The 18,141-nt window shown below is 47.2% G+C and carries 17 protein-coding genes; 2 read left to right on the top strand and 15 right to left on the bottom strand.

Annotated elements, in window-relative coordinates; all coding sequences use genetic code 11:
- Window positions 1-43: 43 nt before the first annotated feature.
- From CZ360_RS10935 to CZ360_RS10895, 9 genes are all read right to left on the bottom strand, one after another.
- The gene (locus tag CZ360_RS10935) at window positions 44-1,210 is read right to left on the bottom strand and encodes an iron-containing alcohol dehydrogenase (RefSeq protein WP_077534820.1); all 1,167 of its coding nucleotides are present in this window, start codon (window positions 1,208-1,210) and stop codon (window positions 44-46) included.
- Window positions 1,211-1,354: 144 nt separating this feature from the next.
- On the bottom strand, window positions 1,355-3,565 hold the full coding sequence (locus tag CZ360_RS10930) for a sensor histidine kinase (protein WP_077534232.1): 2,211 nt from the start codon (window positions 3,563-3,565) through the stop codon (window positions 1,355-1,357).
- The gene (locus tag CZ360_RS10925; protein WP_077534231.1) at window positions 3,540-4,244 is read right to left on the bottom strand and encodes a response regulator transcription factor; all 705 of its coding nucleotides are present in this window, start codon (window positions 4,242-4,244) and stop codon (window positions 3,540-3,542) included. Before CZ360_RS10925 ends, CZ360_RS10930 begins: the two co-directional genes overlap by 26 nt.
- A gap of 141 nt (window positions 4,245-4,385) precedes the next feature.
- Window positions 4,386-5,498 carry a peptide chain release factor 2 gene (gene prfB, locus CZ360_RS10920; RefSeq protein ID WP_077534230.1) on the bottom strand — a complete coding sequence of 371 codons (1,113 nt, stop codon included), beginning with the start codon at window positions 5,496-5,498 and terminating at the stop codon, window positions 4,386-4,388.
- Between the two features lie 105 nt (window positions 5,499-5,603).
- Window positions 5,604-7,004, bottom strand: coding sequence for an aminopeptidase (locus CZ360_RS10915; protein WP_077534229.1), 1,401 nt, complete (start codon window positions 7,002-7,004; stop codon window positions 5,604-5,606).
- A 16-nt stretch (window positions 7,005-7,020) separates the two neighbouring features.
- The gene (locus CZ360_RS10910) at window positions 7,021-7,593 is read right to left on the bottom strand and encodes a lytic transglycosylase domain-containing protein (RefSeq protein WP_077534228.1); all 573 of its coding nucleotides are present in this window, start codon (window positions 7,591-7,593) and stop codon (window positions 7,021-7,023) included.
- The gene (locus tag CZ360_RS14100) at window positions 7,583-9,217 is read right to left on the bottom strand and encodes an L-threonylcarbamoyladenylate synthase (protein WP_159438257.1); all 1,635 of its coding nucleotides are present in this window, start codon (window positions 9,215-9,217) and stop codon (window positions 7,583-7,585) included. The genes CZ360_RS10910 and CZ360_RS14100 overlap by 11 nt, the downstream gene beginning before the upstream one ends.
- Window positions 9,218-9,251: 34 nt before the next feature.
- Window positions 9,252-10,328, bottom strand: coding sequence for a peptide chain release factor 1 (gene prfA, locus CZ360_RS10900; RefSeq protein WP_077534227.1), 1,077 nt, complete (start codon window positions 10,326-10,328; stop codon window positions 9,252-9,254).
- A 95-nt stretch (window positions 10,329-10,423) separates the two neighbouring features.
- Window positions 10,424-10,633 carry a DUF951 domain-containing protein gene (locus CZ360_RS10895; RefSeq protein ID WP_077534226.1) on the bottom strand — a complete coding sequence of 70 codons (210 nt, stop codon included), beginning with the start codon at window positions 10,631-10,633 and terminating at the stop codon, window positions 10,424-10,426.
- A gap of 209 nt (window positions 10,634-10,842) precedes the next feature.
- Here CZ360_RS10895 and CZ360_RS10890 point away from each other — a divergent pair, with 209 nt between their 5' ends.
- On the top strand, window positions 10,843-11,244 hold the full coding sequence (locus CZ360_RS10890; RefSeq protein WP_077534225.1) for a hypothetical protein: 402 nt from the start codon (window positions 10,843-10,845) through the stop codon (window positions 11,242-11,244).
- 109 nt (window positions 11,245-11,353) lie between these two features.
- A complete protein-coding gene (locus CZ360_RS10885; protein WP_077534224.1) occupies window positions 11,354-12,289 on the top strand; it encodes a S1 RNA-binding domain-containing protein in 936 nt (311 codons plus the stop codon).
- A gap of 39 nt (window positions 12,290-12,328) precedes the next feature.
- On the opposite strand, the gene trxB is transcribed toward CZ360_RS10885, so the two are convergent.
- The 6 genes from trxB to CZ360_RS10855 form a co-directional block, all read right to left on the bottom strand.
- Window positions 12,329-13,255, bottom strand: a complete 927-nt coding sequence (trxB, locus tag CZ360_RS10880) for a thioredoxin-disulfide reductase (protein ID WP_077534223.1) — start codon at window positions 13,253-13,255, stop codon at window positions 12,329-12,331.
- A gap of 1 nt (window position 13,256) precedes the next feature.
- The gene (locus CZ360_RS10875; protein ID WP_077534819.1) at window positions 13,257-13,565 is read right to left on the bottom strand and encodes a thioredoxin family protein; all 309 of its coding nucleotides are present in this window, start codon (window positions 13,563-13,565) and stop codon (window positions 13,257-13,259) included.
- A 144-nt stretch (window positions 13,566-13,709) separates the two neighbouring features.
- On the bottom strand, window positions 13,710-14,585 hold the full coding sequence (locus CZ360_RS10870) for a carbohydrate ABC transporter permease (protein WP_077534222.1): 876 nt from the start codon (window positions 14,583-14,585) through the stop codon (window positions 13,710-13,712).
- Window positions 14,578-15,474, bottom strand: a complete 897-nt coding sequence (locus CZ360_RS10865; RefSeq protein WP_077534221.1) for a carbohydrate ABC transporter permease — start codon at window positions 15,472-15,474, stop codon at window positions 14,578-14,580. The genes CZ360_RS10870 and CZ360_RS10865 overlap by 8 nt, the downstream gene beginning before the upstream one ends.
- An 83-nt stretch (window positions 15,475-15,557) precedes the next feature.
- Complete coding sequence (locus CZ360_RS10860) at window positions 15,558-16,937, bottom strand: ABC transporter substrate-binding protein (RefSeq protein ID WP_077534220.1); 1,380 nt, start codon at window positions 16,935-16,937, stop codon at window positions 15,558-15,560.
- Window positions 16,938-16,961: 24 nt separating this feature from the next.
- A complete protein-coding gene (locus CZ360_RS10855) occupies window positions 16,962-18,140 on the bottom strand; it encodes an FG-GAP repeat domain-containing protein (RefSeq protein WP_077534219.1) in 1,179 nt (392 codons plus the stop codon).
- Between the last annotated feature and the right edge of the window lies 1 nt (window position 18,141).

Here is an 18,141-nt window from a genome sequence, read left to right as displayed (position 1 = left end):
CGAATAAAAGTGCGCGGAATGTTAAATCCGCGCACTTTTTATTTTATAATGCCAAACGATAAATCTCTTTTACATCCTCAGCCTTCAGCTTGACAAAATTTCCGATTCCGGTTTCACCATACGCAATATTTTCCGCCATAAAGCTGATATCCTCTTCCTTGGCTCCCAGCTCCCCAAAGCTGACCGGAAGTCCTAAGCTGCTCCAGAAATTTTGCAGCCGGCAAATGCCTTCCAGGGCAGTTTCCTCCGGATTCTGAAAATCCATTGTCACGCCGAAAACGCGGGCGGCAAACTGTGCAAACCGCATAACGTCATGCTTGTAAACATATCTCATCCATGCCGGGAAAATAACGCTGAGTCCTGCCCCGTGCGCACAATCATACAGTGCCGAAAGCTCATGTTCTATATTGTGGCTGGCCCAGTCCTGCTCGCGGCCTACGCCCACAACATTGTTATGCGCCGTCATGCCTGCCCACATAATATTTGCCTGGGCGTCATAGTCAGCCGGGTTTCTGACCGCTTTCGGAAGCTCTTTGAGCATGGTGCAGAACAGCCCTTCGCAAAGACGGTCTGTTACCTCCACCTCTTTTGTATTGGTAAAGTAGCGTTCCATGATATGCGCCATAATGTCAGCGCCGCCGCAGGCCACCTGATATTTCGGCAAGGTCGCGGTCAGCTCAGGGTTCAGGATTGAAAAACACGGACGGATCGCATCGCCGGTAGCACCGCGCTTGAGCATCCCCTCTTCCTTTGTAATCACACTGTCCGGTGAGCCCTCGCTGCCTGCCGCAGGAATGGTAAGAATCGTCCCAACCGGCAGAGCATGCTCGATCAGCTTTCCCTCATAAAAGTCCCAAAAGTCGCCGGCATACACTGCTCCTGCCGCGATTGCTTTGGCAGAGTCAATCGTACTGCCTCCGCCGACAGCAAGAATGAAATCCACCTGTTCCTTCCGGCAAAGCTCAATTCCTTCATATACCAGGCCGGAGCGCGGATTTGGCTTGACGCCTCCCAGTTCAAGATAGGGCAGGTTTTCCTTTTGCAGCGATGCACAGACTGCGTCCAGCAGTCCGCTTCGCTTTACCGATCCGCCCCCATAATGGATCAGTACCTTGTGTCCTCCGAAGCGGCTGACAAGTTTTCCTGCTTCCTCCTGCTTTCCCTTCCCGAACGCAAAGTAGGTAGGACTATAAAATGTAAAATTCAGCATCTTGTTTTCTCCTTTAAAATTTTTATTCATTTCTATCAATGACCTCATCTTTCATCATATTATCAATGTCCTGAAAGTCAAGTATTAATTTGTAAATTTTACCTGCAAAAAAGTACGTGTGGAACGAAATTCCACACGTACTTTTTATGCTTCCTGTTTTTCATCCAGGATAACCTGCTCTGCTTCCTCAGTTTTGACTGCTGTTTCGGCGGTTTCTTCCTGCGGCTGTACCTCTTCTATGATCGGGAAGGATACAATCGCCTTAAACTGGTCGCCGTCAATCTTCACCCGGAAGGTTCCTCCGCTGACCTCGGCAAAGCTTTTAGCAATGGAAAGTCCAAGCCCATTCCCCTCTGTGGTACGGGATTTATCGCCCCGGGCAAACCGTTCGAGAATTTCTTCCTCGGTGAATTCCATTTCATAGGAAGCGGTATTCTTGACGCAGACGGACACATCGTCCTCTTCCCGCAGTATCTCAACAAAAATCCGCGTCCCGTCCATCGAGTATTTCAGGGCATTGTCAATCAGGTTTTGGAACACCCTGTAAAGCTTCTTTCCATCTCCCTGAATCATCATCGTCCCTGCAGTAAACGAGGTTCTGATCGTCCGTCCCGACCGCTCAATCCGGTCCTCCATATCCGCCAGGGTCTGCTCCAGCAGCCGGTGAATATCCAGCTTCTCCCGCTCTACCTGCGCTTCCCCACTGGTGGTTTTCGCAAGGTCAAACACGTCGGCCACCATATGCTTCAGGCGGTCGGATTTCTGGGCGAGAATATTCACATAGTCTTTCGCCTCATCGTTCAGATCTTCCTTCTGGAGCAGGTCAATGTAACTGATAATCGAGGTCAGCGGTGTTTTTAAATCATGTGAAACATTGGTAATCAGCTCAATTTTCATCCGTTCGCTTTTGATCTGGCTCTCAATGTTTTTCTGCATCCCGCCACGGATATCGTTGAGCTGTCCGGCCGTATTTCCCAGCAATGAACTAGAATCCAGAACAAGCTGGCTGTCCAAATTCCCATCCGCAATCCTGTCGATCTGCTCACATAGCATCCCGACATCCTCGTTTGCCTTTGCATAACCGTTGGCATACCATGCCAGCAGAATTAATGCTGCAAAGCCAAACAAAGAAGCAAACAACAAGCCTGCGCCGACATCGTAGCCGAACATTGCCTGGCCCATACAGATCGCTGTAATAATCCATAAGGCCATTTCTCCTAAAATGAACACCAACTGTCTGGTAAATAATGTCCTCTGGAAACGGTATTTTTTAAACCGTTCCCCATTAAACAATCCTGACACAGCGCGTCCCAAATACCTACATCCTTTCCAAATCCACCGGAGCAGCTTTCCAATCAGCGACGTTCTCCAGAAGCAATGGGTTTTCAGCTTCCTTGCCAACGACAAAAGCGCTGCTAAAACAGCCCCGCTGCATGCTGCAAAGCCAAGCCCGCACAATACCGACAGCAATAGCCAGGAGGTAGACGCTCCCGCGTCGCCATAATACTGCCGCATATATTGATATTCTTCAGCCTGTGTGATCAGCAGCGCGCCCCACAGTACCGCCGCCGCTGCGCCAAGGCCAATGGTAACCTCTGTCCAAAGCCGGTCAAACCAACAGATTTCCGTTTTTTCCTTTCCTGCCTTTTTTCCGGTTACAGCCAACAGGAAAATCAATGAAAAGAGCATCACAGCAAAATAAACGCATAGCTTAACCGCTACAGCAATAAACTCCCGCCGTTCCGCACTCCAGGACTTCTGAAGGCCGGTCAGCCAATCCTGCGGATATACAAAATCAATTTTTATCTCCTGCAATTCATCTGTCGAATAAGAGTAATAGAACTCTGGTGTTGGCACGCCATCCCTGCTGCAGGTAATCTGCCCGTCATAGTGATAAGCAAGACCGCTTTTTTGCAGTGCAGCCAATTCCGACTTTTCCACATTTCCTATGGTTTTTGTTTCCCCATTTTTCTGATAGGTCGCCAAATAAGCAATCGCTCCGCTCTCCGATATTCCGTCATTATTATAGCAATCCCTCTGGAAAAATTGGAACGATTCAAAAGAGTCATCCAGCCCGACATCACTGATAAAATTCTGATACATCTCATAGTTCATTTTCTCAGTATACTGAATCCGGTTTAATATCATAGCCAAATCAGTTTGCACCTGGATGGCCTGCACATCACTGTTTTCATAGTTCTCACAGATCAGGGGCTCCGGCCCGAAGTCCTCGTTCGCATGGATTCCAACCGCCAGGGCTGTCTCGACAATCAAGGCAACAAGAATAATAAACAGGAAAAACAGCGTTAGCTTGGTGCCCCGATGTCTGCTAAATCTTCTCCACTTTGTATCCAATTCCCCACACCACCTTTAAATATTTGGGTTCCTTCGGATTAATTTCAATCTTTTCACGGATATGCCGGATGTGAACCATGACTGTGTTTTCCACTGAGTAGGCGTCTTCGTTCCAGACGCGGCGGTAAATTTCCTCTGCAGAAAACACCCTGCCCGCATTGCTCATCAGCAGCTCAAGAATTTTAAATTCCGTTGCCGTCAGCCTGACGATCTCCCCGTCGACGGTTAATTCTTTAGCCTCGCTGTTCAGCGACAGCCCCCCGACCGTTACGACATGAGCCTTGCTCTGCCCTCCGCCGATATCTCCCAGATGGATATACCGCCGAAGCTGTGATTTAACCCGCGCTACCAGCTCGGACGGATTAAACGGCTTTGTCACATAATCATCCGCTCCCATCGAAAGCCCGATAATCTTGTCGCTGTCCTCTGTTTTGGCGGAAAGAATAATAATGGGGATGTTTTTGCTTTCACGGATTTTCATTGTGGCGGAGAGTCCGTCCATTTTCGGCATCATGACGTCCAGAATAATGAGCTGCACACTCTGGGTCATTAAAACATCCATGGCTTCCATCCCGTTATACGCACGAAGCACCCGGTAGCCTTCCAGTTCCAGAAGTTTTGCAATTGCTCTGACAATTTCACGGTCGTCGTCCACGACCAAAACACATGGCTGATCCATTTTGAAATTACTCCTTTGCTGTTCCCTTGATTTTATTATAAAGAATGGGTATCGAGATTTTTTCGTGAAAAATCTTAACGAATTCTTAAATGGATGATGCAAAACAAGGCGGCATTTATCCTGCCGCCTTGTTTTTTTCAGTTAGATATCGCCCAGGCTTTTCGCCTTGAGATATGCGTTGATAAAACCGTCCAGATCCCCGTCCATCACTGCGCTGACATTCCCGTTTTCAAATCCGGTGCGATGATCCTTCACCAGTGTATATGGCATGAAAACATAGGATCGGATCTGTGAACCCCAGGCAATTTCTTTATGTTCACCTTTAATGTCCTCAATTTTTTCCAGATGTTCCCGCTCTTTAATCTCGATCAGCTTGGATTTGAGCATCTTCATGGCTACATCGCGGTTCTGATGCTGGCTCCGCTCATTCTGGCAGGATACCACAATCCCCGTCGGAAGGTGGGTGATCCGGACTGCTGAGTCAGTTTTATTGATGTGCTGCCCGCCCGCACCGCCGGAGCGGTAGGTGTCCACCCGCAAATCATCCGGAGAAATTTCAATTTCAATGGTATCGTCAATTTCCGGCATGACCTCCAATGAAGCAAAGGAGGTATGCCGCCTGCCCGACGCGTCAAAGGGAGAGACACGGACTAACCGGTGCACCCCTGCTTCTGATTTTAAAAAGCCATAGGCGTTTAACCCCTCAATCAGGATGGAGGCGCTTTTAATCCCCGCCTCGTCCCCATCGAGATAATCCAGTATTTTATAACGGAAGCCGTGCCGCTCCGACCATCGGGTATACATCCGGTACAGCATCTCCACCCAGTCCTGCGCCTCGGTTCCGCCGGCCCCCGCATGAAAAGTCAGAATCGCATTATTCGCGTCATACTCCCCGCTTAAAAGGGTCGCGAGCTTCTGTGCCTCCAGCTCCTGCTCCAGCCGGTCATACTGTTCCTTAATTTCCGGCAGAAGGGACTCGTCCTCCTCTTCCATTCCCATCTCCACCAGGGTGGCGATATCCTCATAAAGCCCGTAAAGCTTTTCATATTTCTCGATCATGCTTTTAAGCTCGCTGGTTTTTCGCAGTACCTTTTGGGAATTCTCTGCATCATCCCAAAAGCCGGCTTCAGCAGCTTGTGCCTCCAGCTCCTTGACCTCGTTCCTGGCGCGTTCTAATCCAAGTGCTTCACCCAGATCGTCAAGCTGCGGTTTCAGACTACCCAGCGCAAACTTATATTCTTCAAATTGTAACACGTTTGTCCCATCCTTATTCTCGTTTTTCTCCTCTATTATAAAGGAAAACCATACGATTGTAAAGCGCGGAAAAATCCCGGGACAGCTTTCGCGTCCCGGGATTTTTTATGCGTTTGCATAGGCCGCAAATCCACGGTAAGTCATATAAACATCGAGTTTAGAGGTCACCTCAAACGGCGCATGCATAGAGAGCACAGGGACGCCAACGTCAATTACGTCAACACCGAGGTTCGCGATATAAGCCGCGACCGTTCCGCCGCCGCCCTGGTCGACTTTGCCGAGCTCCCCGATCTGCCAGGAAACGTCCGCCGCATCAAAAATGCGGTTTACCTCTGCAACAAATTCAGCCGAAGCATCCGAAGTGCCCGATTTTCCGCGCGCACCGGTATACTTGGTGAGTACCACACCGCGGTTTACATACGCCGCATTCCTGCGGTCATGCACATCCGGATAGGTCGGGTCAAAGGCGGCGTTTACATCAGCAGACAGGCAGGATGAATTCGCCAGAACAGTCCTTCCTTCCACGCCGTACGGCCTAGCCAAATCGGCAATAAAGTATTTCAGGTAGGCGGCGCGGAGGCCGGTATTTCCATCCGAACCGGTTTCCTCCTTATCCGCAAAAATCGTAACCAGAGTTTTTCTCGGTGCCTCACATTCCAACGCCGCCATCAGCGAGGTATAGGCACATACGCGGTCATCCTGTCCGTAAGCGCCGACCATACTCCGGTCAAGACCCAAATCCCTGGCTGTATAAGCCGGGACAAGCTCCAGCTCCGCAGAGATGAAGTCGCGCTCCGTCACACCATATTTATCATGAAGAATCTTCAAAATATTAAGCTTGACCCGGTCGCTCAGGTCATCCTCCCGGAAGGGCAATGATCCGATTAAAATATTGAGCTCCTCGCCGCGGACGCCGTCCGCCAGCGTGCGCTTCATCTGGTCGTTTGCCAAATGCGGCAGCAGGTCAGTCACACAAAAGACCGGATCGTCGATATCTTCCCCTATGCGCACCTCAACAGAAGTTCCGTCCTTTTTAATCACAACGCCATGTAAAGCCAAAGGCATTGCCGTCCATTGATATTTCTTAATTCCGCCATAATAGTGGGTCTTTAAAAGCGCTAGTTCAGTGTCCTCATAAAATGGGCACTGTTTCAGGTCAAGACGCGGTGAATCAATATGAGAAGCCGCGATATGGACGCCATGTTCCAGGGATTCTGTTCCGATTACGGCCAAAATCATCGCTTTTCCTCGGTTATTATAATACACCTTATCCCCCGCATTGTATTGCTTTGCTGGGTCAAATGCTGTAAAGCCCTTTTGCTTTGCAAGCATTTCAATCTCTTTTACAACTTCACGCTCCGTTTTTCCATGATCCAAAAAGAGCTTATACCCTTCCGCAAAGCGAAAAGCGTGATCCAATTCTTCTTCGCTCATTGCCGCACCCAAATTTTCTGCTTTTATCATGAGCTGTTCTTTGAGCTCATTGCCCAAGGTTTTTTCTGACATCCAATTTTCCTCCATTCTATGCTGCGCCGGAACGCCGCTGATAATTATGATAATACCGTTCCACTTTCTGCACATAATGCGCAGTGTCCCGGTATGGAATCTGCGTCAATGTTTTGCCGTCTGAGGAATACCGTTCATCCTGCAGCCATTTGTTGGTGATCCCGCGCCCGGCATGATAGGCTGCCAGGGCGACGTCTGTGTTCTGAAATTCATCCAGCAGATAGGACAGAAAAAACGTTCCATATTCGATGGCGATCCTTGGCTCAAAAAGATCGTCATGCTGGTATTCGGTGTAACCCAGCTTTGTCCCAATCCAGTTAAAGGTATCTTCCGTAATCTGCATCAGGCCTTTTGCGTTATTGACAGACACAGCCTCCGGATTAAACCCGCTTTCCGTTTTAATCACAGCATAGATCAAGTCTTCATCCACCTGGTATTTTTTGGCATATTCCGTTACAATTTCCGAATACTTCTTTGGATATGCCATGTCTCCATAGCGGTCTATTCCAAATTTGACAGCAAACCCCAATAAAATAAGACAGAGAATACACAGCAATATCTTGCCGCTTTTTCTAAGCCTAATTACCATTTATTTTCTCCTTCATGGCAGCGGTTATGCGGTCGACCTGCTCTTTTAATTCTGTCTGAGAGCCATTATTTTCTATGATAAATTCAGAACGTGAACGGTAAAATTCGTCATCCTTCTGTGCATTCATCCGGTTTTGTGCTTCCACGGCAGACATGCTGTCCCGCTCCATGATTCTTTCCTGGCGCAGATTTGCATCTGCCAGAACAGAAACAATAGAATCGCAGATAATGTTCGCGCCGCTTTCGAACAGAGTCGGCGCATCCAGTACAATAATCCGGTAGCCCTGATCCCGAAGCTGACGAACCTCCTTGTTGATCTGTTCGGTGATCGGCGGGAACATCACGCTGTTTAGGAAAATCCTGTCTTCTTCATTGGCAAAAATCCGTTTTCCCAGTGCTTTGCGATTCACATTTCCGTCCTCCAAGAGGATTTCCCCGCCAAAATATTCTACAAGGCGCTGTTGAACCGATGGCATCATAATAACATCGCGCGAAACCACATCGCAATCCACAATTCCAATGGCACCATCCTGACGCAGTATCTCACAGATCATGCTCTTGCCCGCGCCTGTCTGTCCTGTCAGTCCTACAATCACAGCACGGTCCATATTGACCACCTCAAAGCCGCACGCCCGAAGCAATCGGTTATATACTGCCAGCCCAACGCCCTCCTGTTTTGGTACGCGTGCAAAGACGGTCTGGATATCCTCATGCTGGTCAATCTCGCGCAGGACGTCAAACAGGCGGCTTGCCTGGGAAACACTGTCGTTACGCTTTCCAAAAGTAAAGCACGGGATATCAAACAAAGACTCTTCTCCCTCAAACACCAGGACAGCCGTTTTTTCGTCTGCAGAACGGGAAACATACTGGCAGAAATCTGTCAGACTCCCCTCCACCATAATTACATTGGCATTCGGGGAGTAATGCTGGTATTTCATTCCCGGCGACGCGACCGGTTTATCGTCCATCACCCTGGTAAATACGCCGTCATCAATGGTTACAGCCGAAACGGCCTGAAGCAGATCATTAATCGTAATTTTGCCTGGACGGAGGATTTCCACCTGGTCATCCATCACCTTAACCACTGTCGATTCTACCCCAACCTCACAGGTTCCCCCATCGAGGATATAATCGATTTTTCCCCTTAAGTCGTGAAAAACATGAGCGGCACTGGTCGGACTTGGTTTCCCCGAAACATTTGCACTCGGCGCCGCAAGCGGCACGCCGCAATAGCGAATAAACTCCCGCGCCGCAAGATGTGCCGGCATCCTGACACCAACCGTTTCCAGTCCGGCAGTAACCGCATACGGAACGCGCTCATTCTTCGGCAGAATCATGGTAAGCGGCCCACCCCAGAACTTTTTCGCCAGCTTCTCGGCAGTTTCCGAAACCTCGCTGACAACTTCCCTGAGCATCTCCATATCCGCGATATGAACGATCAGCGGGTTATCCTGCGGTCTTCCCTTTGCCTCAAATATTTTGCTGACGGCGGTCTCGTCAAACGCATTTGCCGCCAGTCCGTAAACCGTCTCTGTCGGGATTGCAACGACCTCGCCGTTTAATATCTCTCTTTTTGCAATTTCAAAATTTTCAGTTGTCGCTTTTAAAACTCTTGTATCTCTCATACAGCAATTCCTCTTTTCTTCTCACAACGCGGATTTATTGTTCCGCGTCTGCTGCGAGCTTGAGCGCCTGATCAGCAGTAATTAATGCATCGATTACTTCGTCCAGATTTCCGTTTAAATTGTCCTCCAGATGGTAGAGGGTCAGCCCAATCCGGTGATCGGTCAGCCTTCCCTGCGGATAGTTGTAGGTTCTGATCCGTTCTGAGCGGTCGCCGGTTCCTACCTGCGCTCTCCGTTCTGAAGCAATCTTATCCTGCTGCTTCTGCTGTTCCATTTCATATAAACGGGAACGCAGCACCTTCATCGCCTTATCCTTATTCTTAAACTGGCTCCGTTCATCCTGACATTCCACAACCAGACCGGTCGGAATATGGATAATCCGGATAGCGCTTTCCGTCTTGTTGATATGCTGCCCGCCCGCGCCGCTCGCGCGGAAGGTATCGATTTGCAGGTCGGTGGGATTAATTTCAATATCCACATCCTCTGCCTCCGGCAAAACGGCCACCGTTACCGTAGAGGTATGCACCCGTCCGGCAGACTCGGTTTCCGGCACACGCTGAACACGATGTACCCCGCTTTCAAATTTCAGCCTGGAATAAGCACCTTCCCCTTCAATGCTGAAGCTGATTTCCTTTACACCGCCAAGCTCGGTTTCATTTAGGTTGAGCACCTCGCATTTCCAGCCCTTGCGCTCCGCATACATCGAATACATACGGTAGAGGGAATGTGCAAATAAGGCTGCTTCTTCGCCTCCGGCGCCGCCGCGGATTTCAACGATGACGTTCTTGTCGTCATTCGGATCCTTCGGGAGCAGCAGGATTTTCAGCTCTTCCCCGCAATCGGCCATCTTCTGCTTGCAGGTATCGTATTCCTCCTGCACAACCTCTTTAAATTCCTTGTCCAGACCGCCCTCGTCCAGCATCTCCCTGGCCTCTTCCATTGAGTTTTTCGCGGTACGGTACTCCCGGTATTTTTCCACTACCGGCGTCAGGGACTTATGTTCTTTCATTAAATCCCGGTATTGAGCGGGATCGCTCACAACATCCGGATCCATCAGCTTCTGGTTAATTTCCTCATATCGTTTTTCTGTTAATTCCAATTTGTCAAACATCGTTATACCCCGCTCTGCCTATCGCAAAGCATCCTTTCCTCTCTAAAATTGCATCCGTAAATTCACATCGTAATCTATAAGAAAGCAAAAGCCCGCTATCGTTCCTTATCAAGCCGCTTTGCTTCTTCGGCCGGAATGACCTCTTTAATATTTTTTTCAATTTTGACCCGCGGAACCATGACTTCCCTTCCGCAGGATTTGCATCGGATTTTAAAGTCCATTCCGACTCGCAGAACATCAAAATAGTATTCACCACACGGATGCTTCTTCTTCATTTTCAGAACATCGCCTACCTGAACATCCATCTTTCAGCACCTCCATACCGTTTGATATCCAGCAATACATTATTAAGTTTTATTATATCACGAAAGCCCAGCAAATGGCAAATAATTTGTAATGAATCTATAAAATTTCATGAAAATTTTTTATTAACCATACTACGGAATCAAGAAGTTTCCACGTTTAACTTTGCCGATTTCAGAAAAAATAGGAATAGAAAGGAGTTGAGCAAAACATGCCTAACAAAAAAATCACCGCTAAATTTGAAACCATTGATATGGCAGAATTTGCAGCACATGGCATCACCAATAACTTTAAAAATGTCGCAAATATTAAAATCAGATATAAAAACCTTCCTAGAGATCACCGGGAGCATTCGGACAGGGAAGGCGATCTGGGCTATTCCCCAATTTTTCCGGTTGCTACAGCAGTCGGCTCCGGAGCCTCTTTTGGAGCACCGTTATTTGCTCCGTTTGCCATCGATATGCTGGATGATTCGGAAAGAGTTGACCGCGATATCCCGGAAATCGAACGAACCACAGAAAGCCGCATGGTAATCGAGGCCGATGAACGGGCAACCAAACAGATTGCCAGCAAGCTCCGCTGTCTCGGCGGTTATGAAATCGAAGTATTTTAATAAAAATCGTCCGCATAACCTCCTGCTGCTCCGCATATAAATGACCTATAAGCGCGATACGGAAATGCCTAAAAGGAAAAGGCAAAGCAAAATGTAGGAGGTTTCGAAAATGACAACATTTTATCCGGAAGGAATCCTTTCCCGCAGTAAATCAAATACGGAAAATCTGAAAAGCCCCGCCTCAATCCAGGAAGCTATGCAGAAAAAAACACCGCTTGAGGCCAGAGCTGCAGTATGCGACAGCGACCACAACCTAATTGTGGATCTGGGCTTTATGAAAGGGATCATTCCGAGAGAGGAATGCGCCATCGGCATCAGCGACGGAAGCACCCGGGATATTGCAATTATTTCAAAGGTCAATAAGCCGGTCAGTTTTTATGTGACCGATATCAAAAAAGACCAAAACGGTTCCCCTTTTGCTGTCCTCTCCCGCAGACTATTGCAAGAACGCTGTCGGGAGGAATACATAAATAAGCTCCTTCCCGGCGATATCATTCATGGGAAGGTAACCCATCTGGAATCCTTTGGCTGCTTTGTCGATATCGGCTGCGGAATTATTTCCCTGATCCCGATTGACGCAATCTCTATTTCACGGATTTCCCATCCCCGGGATCGGTTTGCAGTCGGTCAGGATATTCTTGCCGTTGTAAAATCCTTTGACGAGCAGGGAAAAATCTGCCTGACCCATAAGGAGCTGCTTGGCACCTGGGAAGAAAACGCAGAGCAGTTTACCCCCGGTGAAACTGTGTCCGGCGTAATCCGTTCTATAGAAAATTATGGGATTTTTGTCGAGCTGGCGCCGAATCTGGCCGGACTTGCAGAGCTAAAGGAAAATGTGAAGGTAGGACAGCATGCAAGCGTCTACATCAAAAGCCTGATCCCGGAAAAGATGAAAATCAAATTGATCATTGTCGACCATTTTGACGCGGATTATCCAAGACATGGCTATCATTATTATGTCACCTCTCCGCACATCGATTATTGGAAATATTCTCCGGACTGTGCAGAGAAACAGATCGAAACCCTTTTCCAACCGGAAGAATAAAGTGAGAAATCCCGTATAGCGGCTGCTATACGGGATTTTTTACGCCAAATATTCTTCAATATAATGAGAAGCAGTCGCACCGTCCGCAGCTGCCGTCACGATTTGCCGGAGAGGCTTTGTTCGGACGTCGCCCACTGCAAACACGCCTTCTAAAGCTGTTTTTGTTGTTTCGTCCGCAACAATATAGCCGTATTCGTCCAATGGTATCTGGCCGGAAAACAGCTCTGTATCAGGTTTCCGGCCAATCGCTACAAATAGCCCATCACAGGAAATCCGGCGTTTCCTTCCGTTGGAGATATCCTCCAGCTCAGCTTCGGCTAGCTGCTGGTCACCCAGCAGCGCTGTAATACGGCTATTCCATAGAAATTCCACGTTGCTTTTTTTCAATGGATTCAGATAAACCCTGGAAGCGCGCAGCGAATCCCTACGGTGCACCAAATAGACCTTTTTGCAGATTTTGGAAAGATAAAGCGCGTCTGTCGCCGCGCTGTTTCCTCCTCCTACAACGATTACTGTTTTTCCTTTATATAACATTCCGTCGCATGCCGCGCAATAGGCTACCCCGCGTCCGGATAGGCGTTCCTCATCTGACAGTCCCAGCTTTCGCGGTACAGCTCCGGTAGCCAGTACCACCGACCGCGCCGCAATCTCCCCGGAGGTCGTCTGTATCCGTTTGATCGGAGCAGTCAATTCAGCGCCTTGTACCTCGGCAAATACCGTCTCCGCCCCAAACCGTTCCGCGCCTTTCTGCATTTTCTCTCCCAATTCAAATCCGTCAACCCCATTCTCAAAGCCCGGATAATTATCGATCAGGGCCGTTGTCGCCATTTGCCCGCCGGGAGCCAGCTTTTCCAGTACCAGAACAGAATAGCCGCTTCTGGCACAATAGAGCGCAGCAGTATATCCGCCCGGTCCGCCGCCAATCACTGCCACATCATATTCCTGATATTCCTGTTTTCCTATCATACTAATCCAGAGCGACCCCCTGTTCCTTGAGCCAGGCAGTAATGGAAGCTTGTGAAGGCGGATTCACAAGCTGTTCACTGCCTTTCCCATTCCGAAACAGAATCATGGAGGGAATCACATTGACAGCATATTGGCGGGTGAGCTCCGGTTCTTTATCCACATTGATCCGAACGATTCGAACAACATCCCCTATCTCTTTTTCCAGCCGATCCAGCGCGGGAGCAAGCCTTCGGCAATATCCACACCACGGTGCCCAGAATTCAATCAGTACCGGCCGGCGTGATTCTAATATTTCTTTTTGAAAATCCATTTCTTTTTTCTCCTTATTATGGCCTATAGTTTTCGGTTTTATTATGCCACATAACAGGAGGTTTATCATTTCATTCCAATCAGCAAAAAGCGTCCGGAAAAACCAGACGCTTTTTAAAATCCAAATTTTAAACAAAAGGTTCCATTACCCCTTTACTGCGCCAGCCGCCATTCCTTCCATCATTTTTTCCCGGAAGAAAATATACATAATGATGATCGGCAGACTTCCAATCAGCATTGCAGTAATTCGGACAGGCATATTGCCTGAATATTGTCCTTGAAAGGTAGTAAGCCACACAGGAATGGTTCGGAACTGCGCTTTGGAGTTGAGTACCAGAGCAAAAGAAAATTCATTCCACAAACTCATGAAGTTCAGGATCAAGACTGTACTTGTAATTGGACGGCAGATCGGGAACATGATATGTGTCATAATATAATTAACGCTCGCGCCGTCTACAAACGCTGCTTCTTCAATGGATCGCGGAACTGTTTTCATATAACTGTCATAAAGATAAATTGCCATTGGCAATGCAAAAGTAACATACGCCGGCAGTAAAGCAAAATAGGAATTAGTCATATTTAATGAATTCCACTCAATATAAAGCGGAATCAGCAATGCGTGAATCGGAATCATCATACCGACTAGGAAAAACCCATAAATCAACCGTCTTCCCTTAAAATGATATCTTGACAGGAAATAAGCCAGAACAAAGGAAATCGATACAATCAAAACAAGTGATATCAACGTATTATAAACACTGTTAAAAATCGCACGATATACATCGGGTGAACTAAAAATATGTTTATATGCATACAACGTCGGCGGATTTGGAAGTGCAAATACACTGACAGAGAATTGCTTTCGATCTTTCAGAGAATTGTAAAACAGCCATAAAAATGGAAAAATATAAGTCAAGCATAAAAAATACAAGATCAGGTTAATCAGGACTTTTAATACTCCGATACGAATTCGATAAAAGACCGAATATCCGTTTTCATTAATGCGATTTGTTCTAGTCATTTCGGCTCACCGCCTTTTTAATCAGCGACATCACTCCGATAAGCAATAGGCTGATAATTAACATCGAAATAGAAATTGCAGAACCGTAGCCATAGTTCGCCTGTTTAAAGGAAACAATGTACGAGTACATCCCCAAAACATTTGAAGCGTATCCCGGCCCGCCTCCGGTCATAGCGAATACCTGATCGAAAATTTTAATACTTCCGGTAACAGAAAGCAACATCACTACACTGATTGTATTTTTCATCAACGGCAGGATAATGTAGACAGATTTTTTCAACCCGGTTGCTCCGTCAATTTCCGCCACCTCTAAAATTTCCTTGTCAATTGCAGACATTCCCGAGAGCAGAATAACCAAATAGTATCCAATAAATTGCCATGCCAGTGGAATACAAATCGAAGTCATGACAATTTTAGGATCTGCCAGCCAGTTTTGCTGCAAAGATTCCAAGCCGACAAGCCGTAGGAGTGTGTTAAAGACACCTGTCTGATTATCATACATAATTTGCCACAAATAGGAAACCACTATCGCTGAAATAACACATGGAAAAAAGAAAACCGACTGTACAAATTTACTCTTAAAGACATACCCGGTGGAGATCATTACCATGATGATAAAAGCCGGTACAAGCTGGGTTATAATAGCAAAAATCATGATAAAAATATTATTTTTAAGGGATAGCCAGAAAATGTCGTCTGACAGTATTTTTACATAATTGTCCAGTCCGTTCCAAACAAGTGTAAAATTTGTTGTCATATTGAGGCTGTAGTAAAAAGCTGTACATAATGGCAGGATTACGATAAACAAATACAGCAAAATCGGAATCAAAAAATAAAACAGCACTTTTCGGAATTTAATTTGATATAAAATGGAAGAACCGTTTTCCATATTCTCACCCCTATTGTATAAGAAGCCCCATTTCCATTCAGCATGGGAATGGGGCTTCCAGCTAGTAAGCGTTCTTGTTCAAATTACTGCATCGTTTTGCATTCTTCTTCATAAACTGCCTGGATATCTTTTGCAGCCTGTTCCGGTGTAGTCTGACCAATAATGATTTCCTGCAGCTTCTTATAGAGAATTTCAGACATTGCGGCGCCGCTCTGCTGTTGATTCATCAAGGTCATACTCGGAGCTTGAGAAATCAATTTGTTCATATCGTCTTGCAGAACAGGAATTTTACTTGCATCGTATTCGCCAACGTTTTCCATCTTGATAACTGGAATTCTGCCGACCTCGACATCATTGCGGGCATATTCCTGGCCGGTCATTGCTTTGGCGATCCCAACAGCCGCGTCAGCCTGTTTCTGAGTATTTTCTGCATTTACCGCGACTTCCCAGCCAGATCCACCAGTAAAGATACCTGCTTTCACAGAATCAATTGCGCCAGCCGGACGCGGAGTCGGTGCAACGCCTAAGGACGGAATCAATTCTTCTGGACAGTCTGTAACCAAACCAGTCAGCGTGTAAGAGCCGCCAAGGATCATAGCTGCTTTTTCATTGTAGAAATAAGCTTTATCCTGTGTATTGTTGTCGATAGAAACCATGTCCTCGTTGAAATATCCCTTATCGTTCAGGTCTTTAATCGTTGTCAAAACAGAAATAAACTTTGGGTCATCATAGCTCGCCTGATCCGTATAGCCGCCGATAGCAGCGACCCATTCCGGACCACAGAGGTATTCACAGAGTATTTCCGCAAGGTTGGAATAAAGCGGCCAGCCGTCTTTATCGCCCAAGGCAATCGGAATATATCCGGCATTTTTGGCCTTCTCGCAGAGTTCCAGGAATTCAGCCCATTCTGCCGGAACGGTTTCATAGCCTAGCTCTGACAAAATGTTCTTATTGAAATAAACGCATTCATTGGTAATGAACTGATATGGCACACCGTAAATTTTGTCATCAAAGGTCGTTTCTACGAACAAGCCCGGCAGGAAGGAGTCCGCCCATGCTGTATCCTCATCAAGATAGGATGTCAGATCATAAAGCAGCCCGCCCTTTACGCTGGATTTCATATCCATACTGTTAATGAGGAAAATCTCCGGCAAGTTCTTTGCCGCCGCCATAGTCTTAAAAACCGTATTCTGATAATCAGAAGAGTTGTATGGGTCAATGGACAGTTCGATGTTATTGTCCTGCGCATATTTGTTTACAATATCAAGCGGATAGGTCTGATCCCGCATCTCTTCTTCAACCCAAGTACAAGCAAAAGTAAGCTTGACCTTTTCCCCGCCATTGTTTTCATTGTCTCCGCCAGCAGAGCCTGCCGCATTGCTATTTCCGCCGCAGGAGGACAATGTCATTGTCCCGGCAAGGACTAAAGCTAATAATCCAGCCGTCAGTTTTAAGTTTTTCATACCAATTCTCCTTTTCTGTTCAGTTTATTTATCTAATGATTTATTAAACCACACATGCAGACTCCATTTTTCTGGGCCGTGCAGTGGCTTTCCAACAATATCAAGCGTTCCGTCTCCAGTCATATCAGTCAAAACGGCTTCATGAATTCCTGTTCCCTCATCAATAATATAACGAGTCGTAAAGTTCCCAGTCCCGTCGTTTTCATACACCATTAACCGCGGCGGCCGAACTGCATAGTCTTCGCTGTCACCTCGGCACGCTCCTATCTCGCCGACAAAAATATCAGGGTATCCATTTCCGCACAGATCTGCCACAGCAATAGAATGGGCATCCAGCAAACCTGTTTCGACAATATGTTCCGTCCATATCCCGTCATAACATTCTTCCTGCGGTTTAAACCATGCGAGCTTACCGCCCTCACTTTTTCCGTAAATCCAGGCATCCCCTTCGGAAAGAAGAATTTCATTTTTTCCGTCCCGGTCAATATCCGCAACAGCAATCTTATTGGTGATGTAGTTTTCTGCAGTGAACTGGTGACATTCCCATCCGCCGTTTCTCCACTTGTACCAGGATACCCCGCACACTAACTCAAGTTTCCCGTCATTGTCCACATCTCCAACTGCCAGCCCTTCATCCGGCTGTACACCGGTCTGTTGATGAGGATTCGGCAGTGTTTTACCTTTAGCAATCACTTCCAATCCCGGCCATGGGCTCTGGTAAGGATCAGACGGAATTGGGACGCAGAATATCGTTGTTTCAGGAATTTGGTTAGTGAATATCAAATAATTCTGTCCATCGTTTTTGATTGGAGCAAGCATGGTATCATGCTGCTGGCCCTGGCCGGTTTTGGCGATCAAATGCCGTTTCCACTCCCTATCATCTCCCGGGTTTTCCCACCAGGACATTTCGTCGTTCTTCCAGTCCGAACCATTAATAATGTCCGGAAAACCGTTCCCAGTTAAATCAATTGCCCTGCCTCCGCATTCCTGACGTACAACATGAGCGATATGATGCTTTTTCCAAGGAGCTTCTGTACCGCCGTTTTCAAACCAGGCCATCTCACCGTTTCTGCCGCATACAGCAAAGTCCGGTTTTCCATCGGCATTAAAATCGCCGATCCCACAAAAGGTATTCATCTGACCATCTGCCACTGCGTTGACTAGCTCTCCTATCACATGTTTCCGAAAGCATGGTTTTCCCATC

This window comes from Massiliimalia massiliensis, from assembly GCF_900155615.1.
GTDB lineage: Bacteria > Bacillota > Clostridia > Oscillospirales > Ruminococcaceae > Massiliimalia > Massiliimalia massiliensis.
Note: the sequence above shows the minus strand (reverse complement) of the source record. Positions and strands in the feature narration are given on the sequence as shown.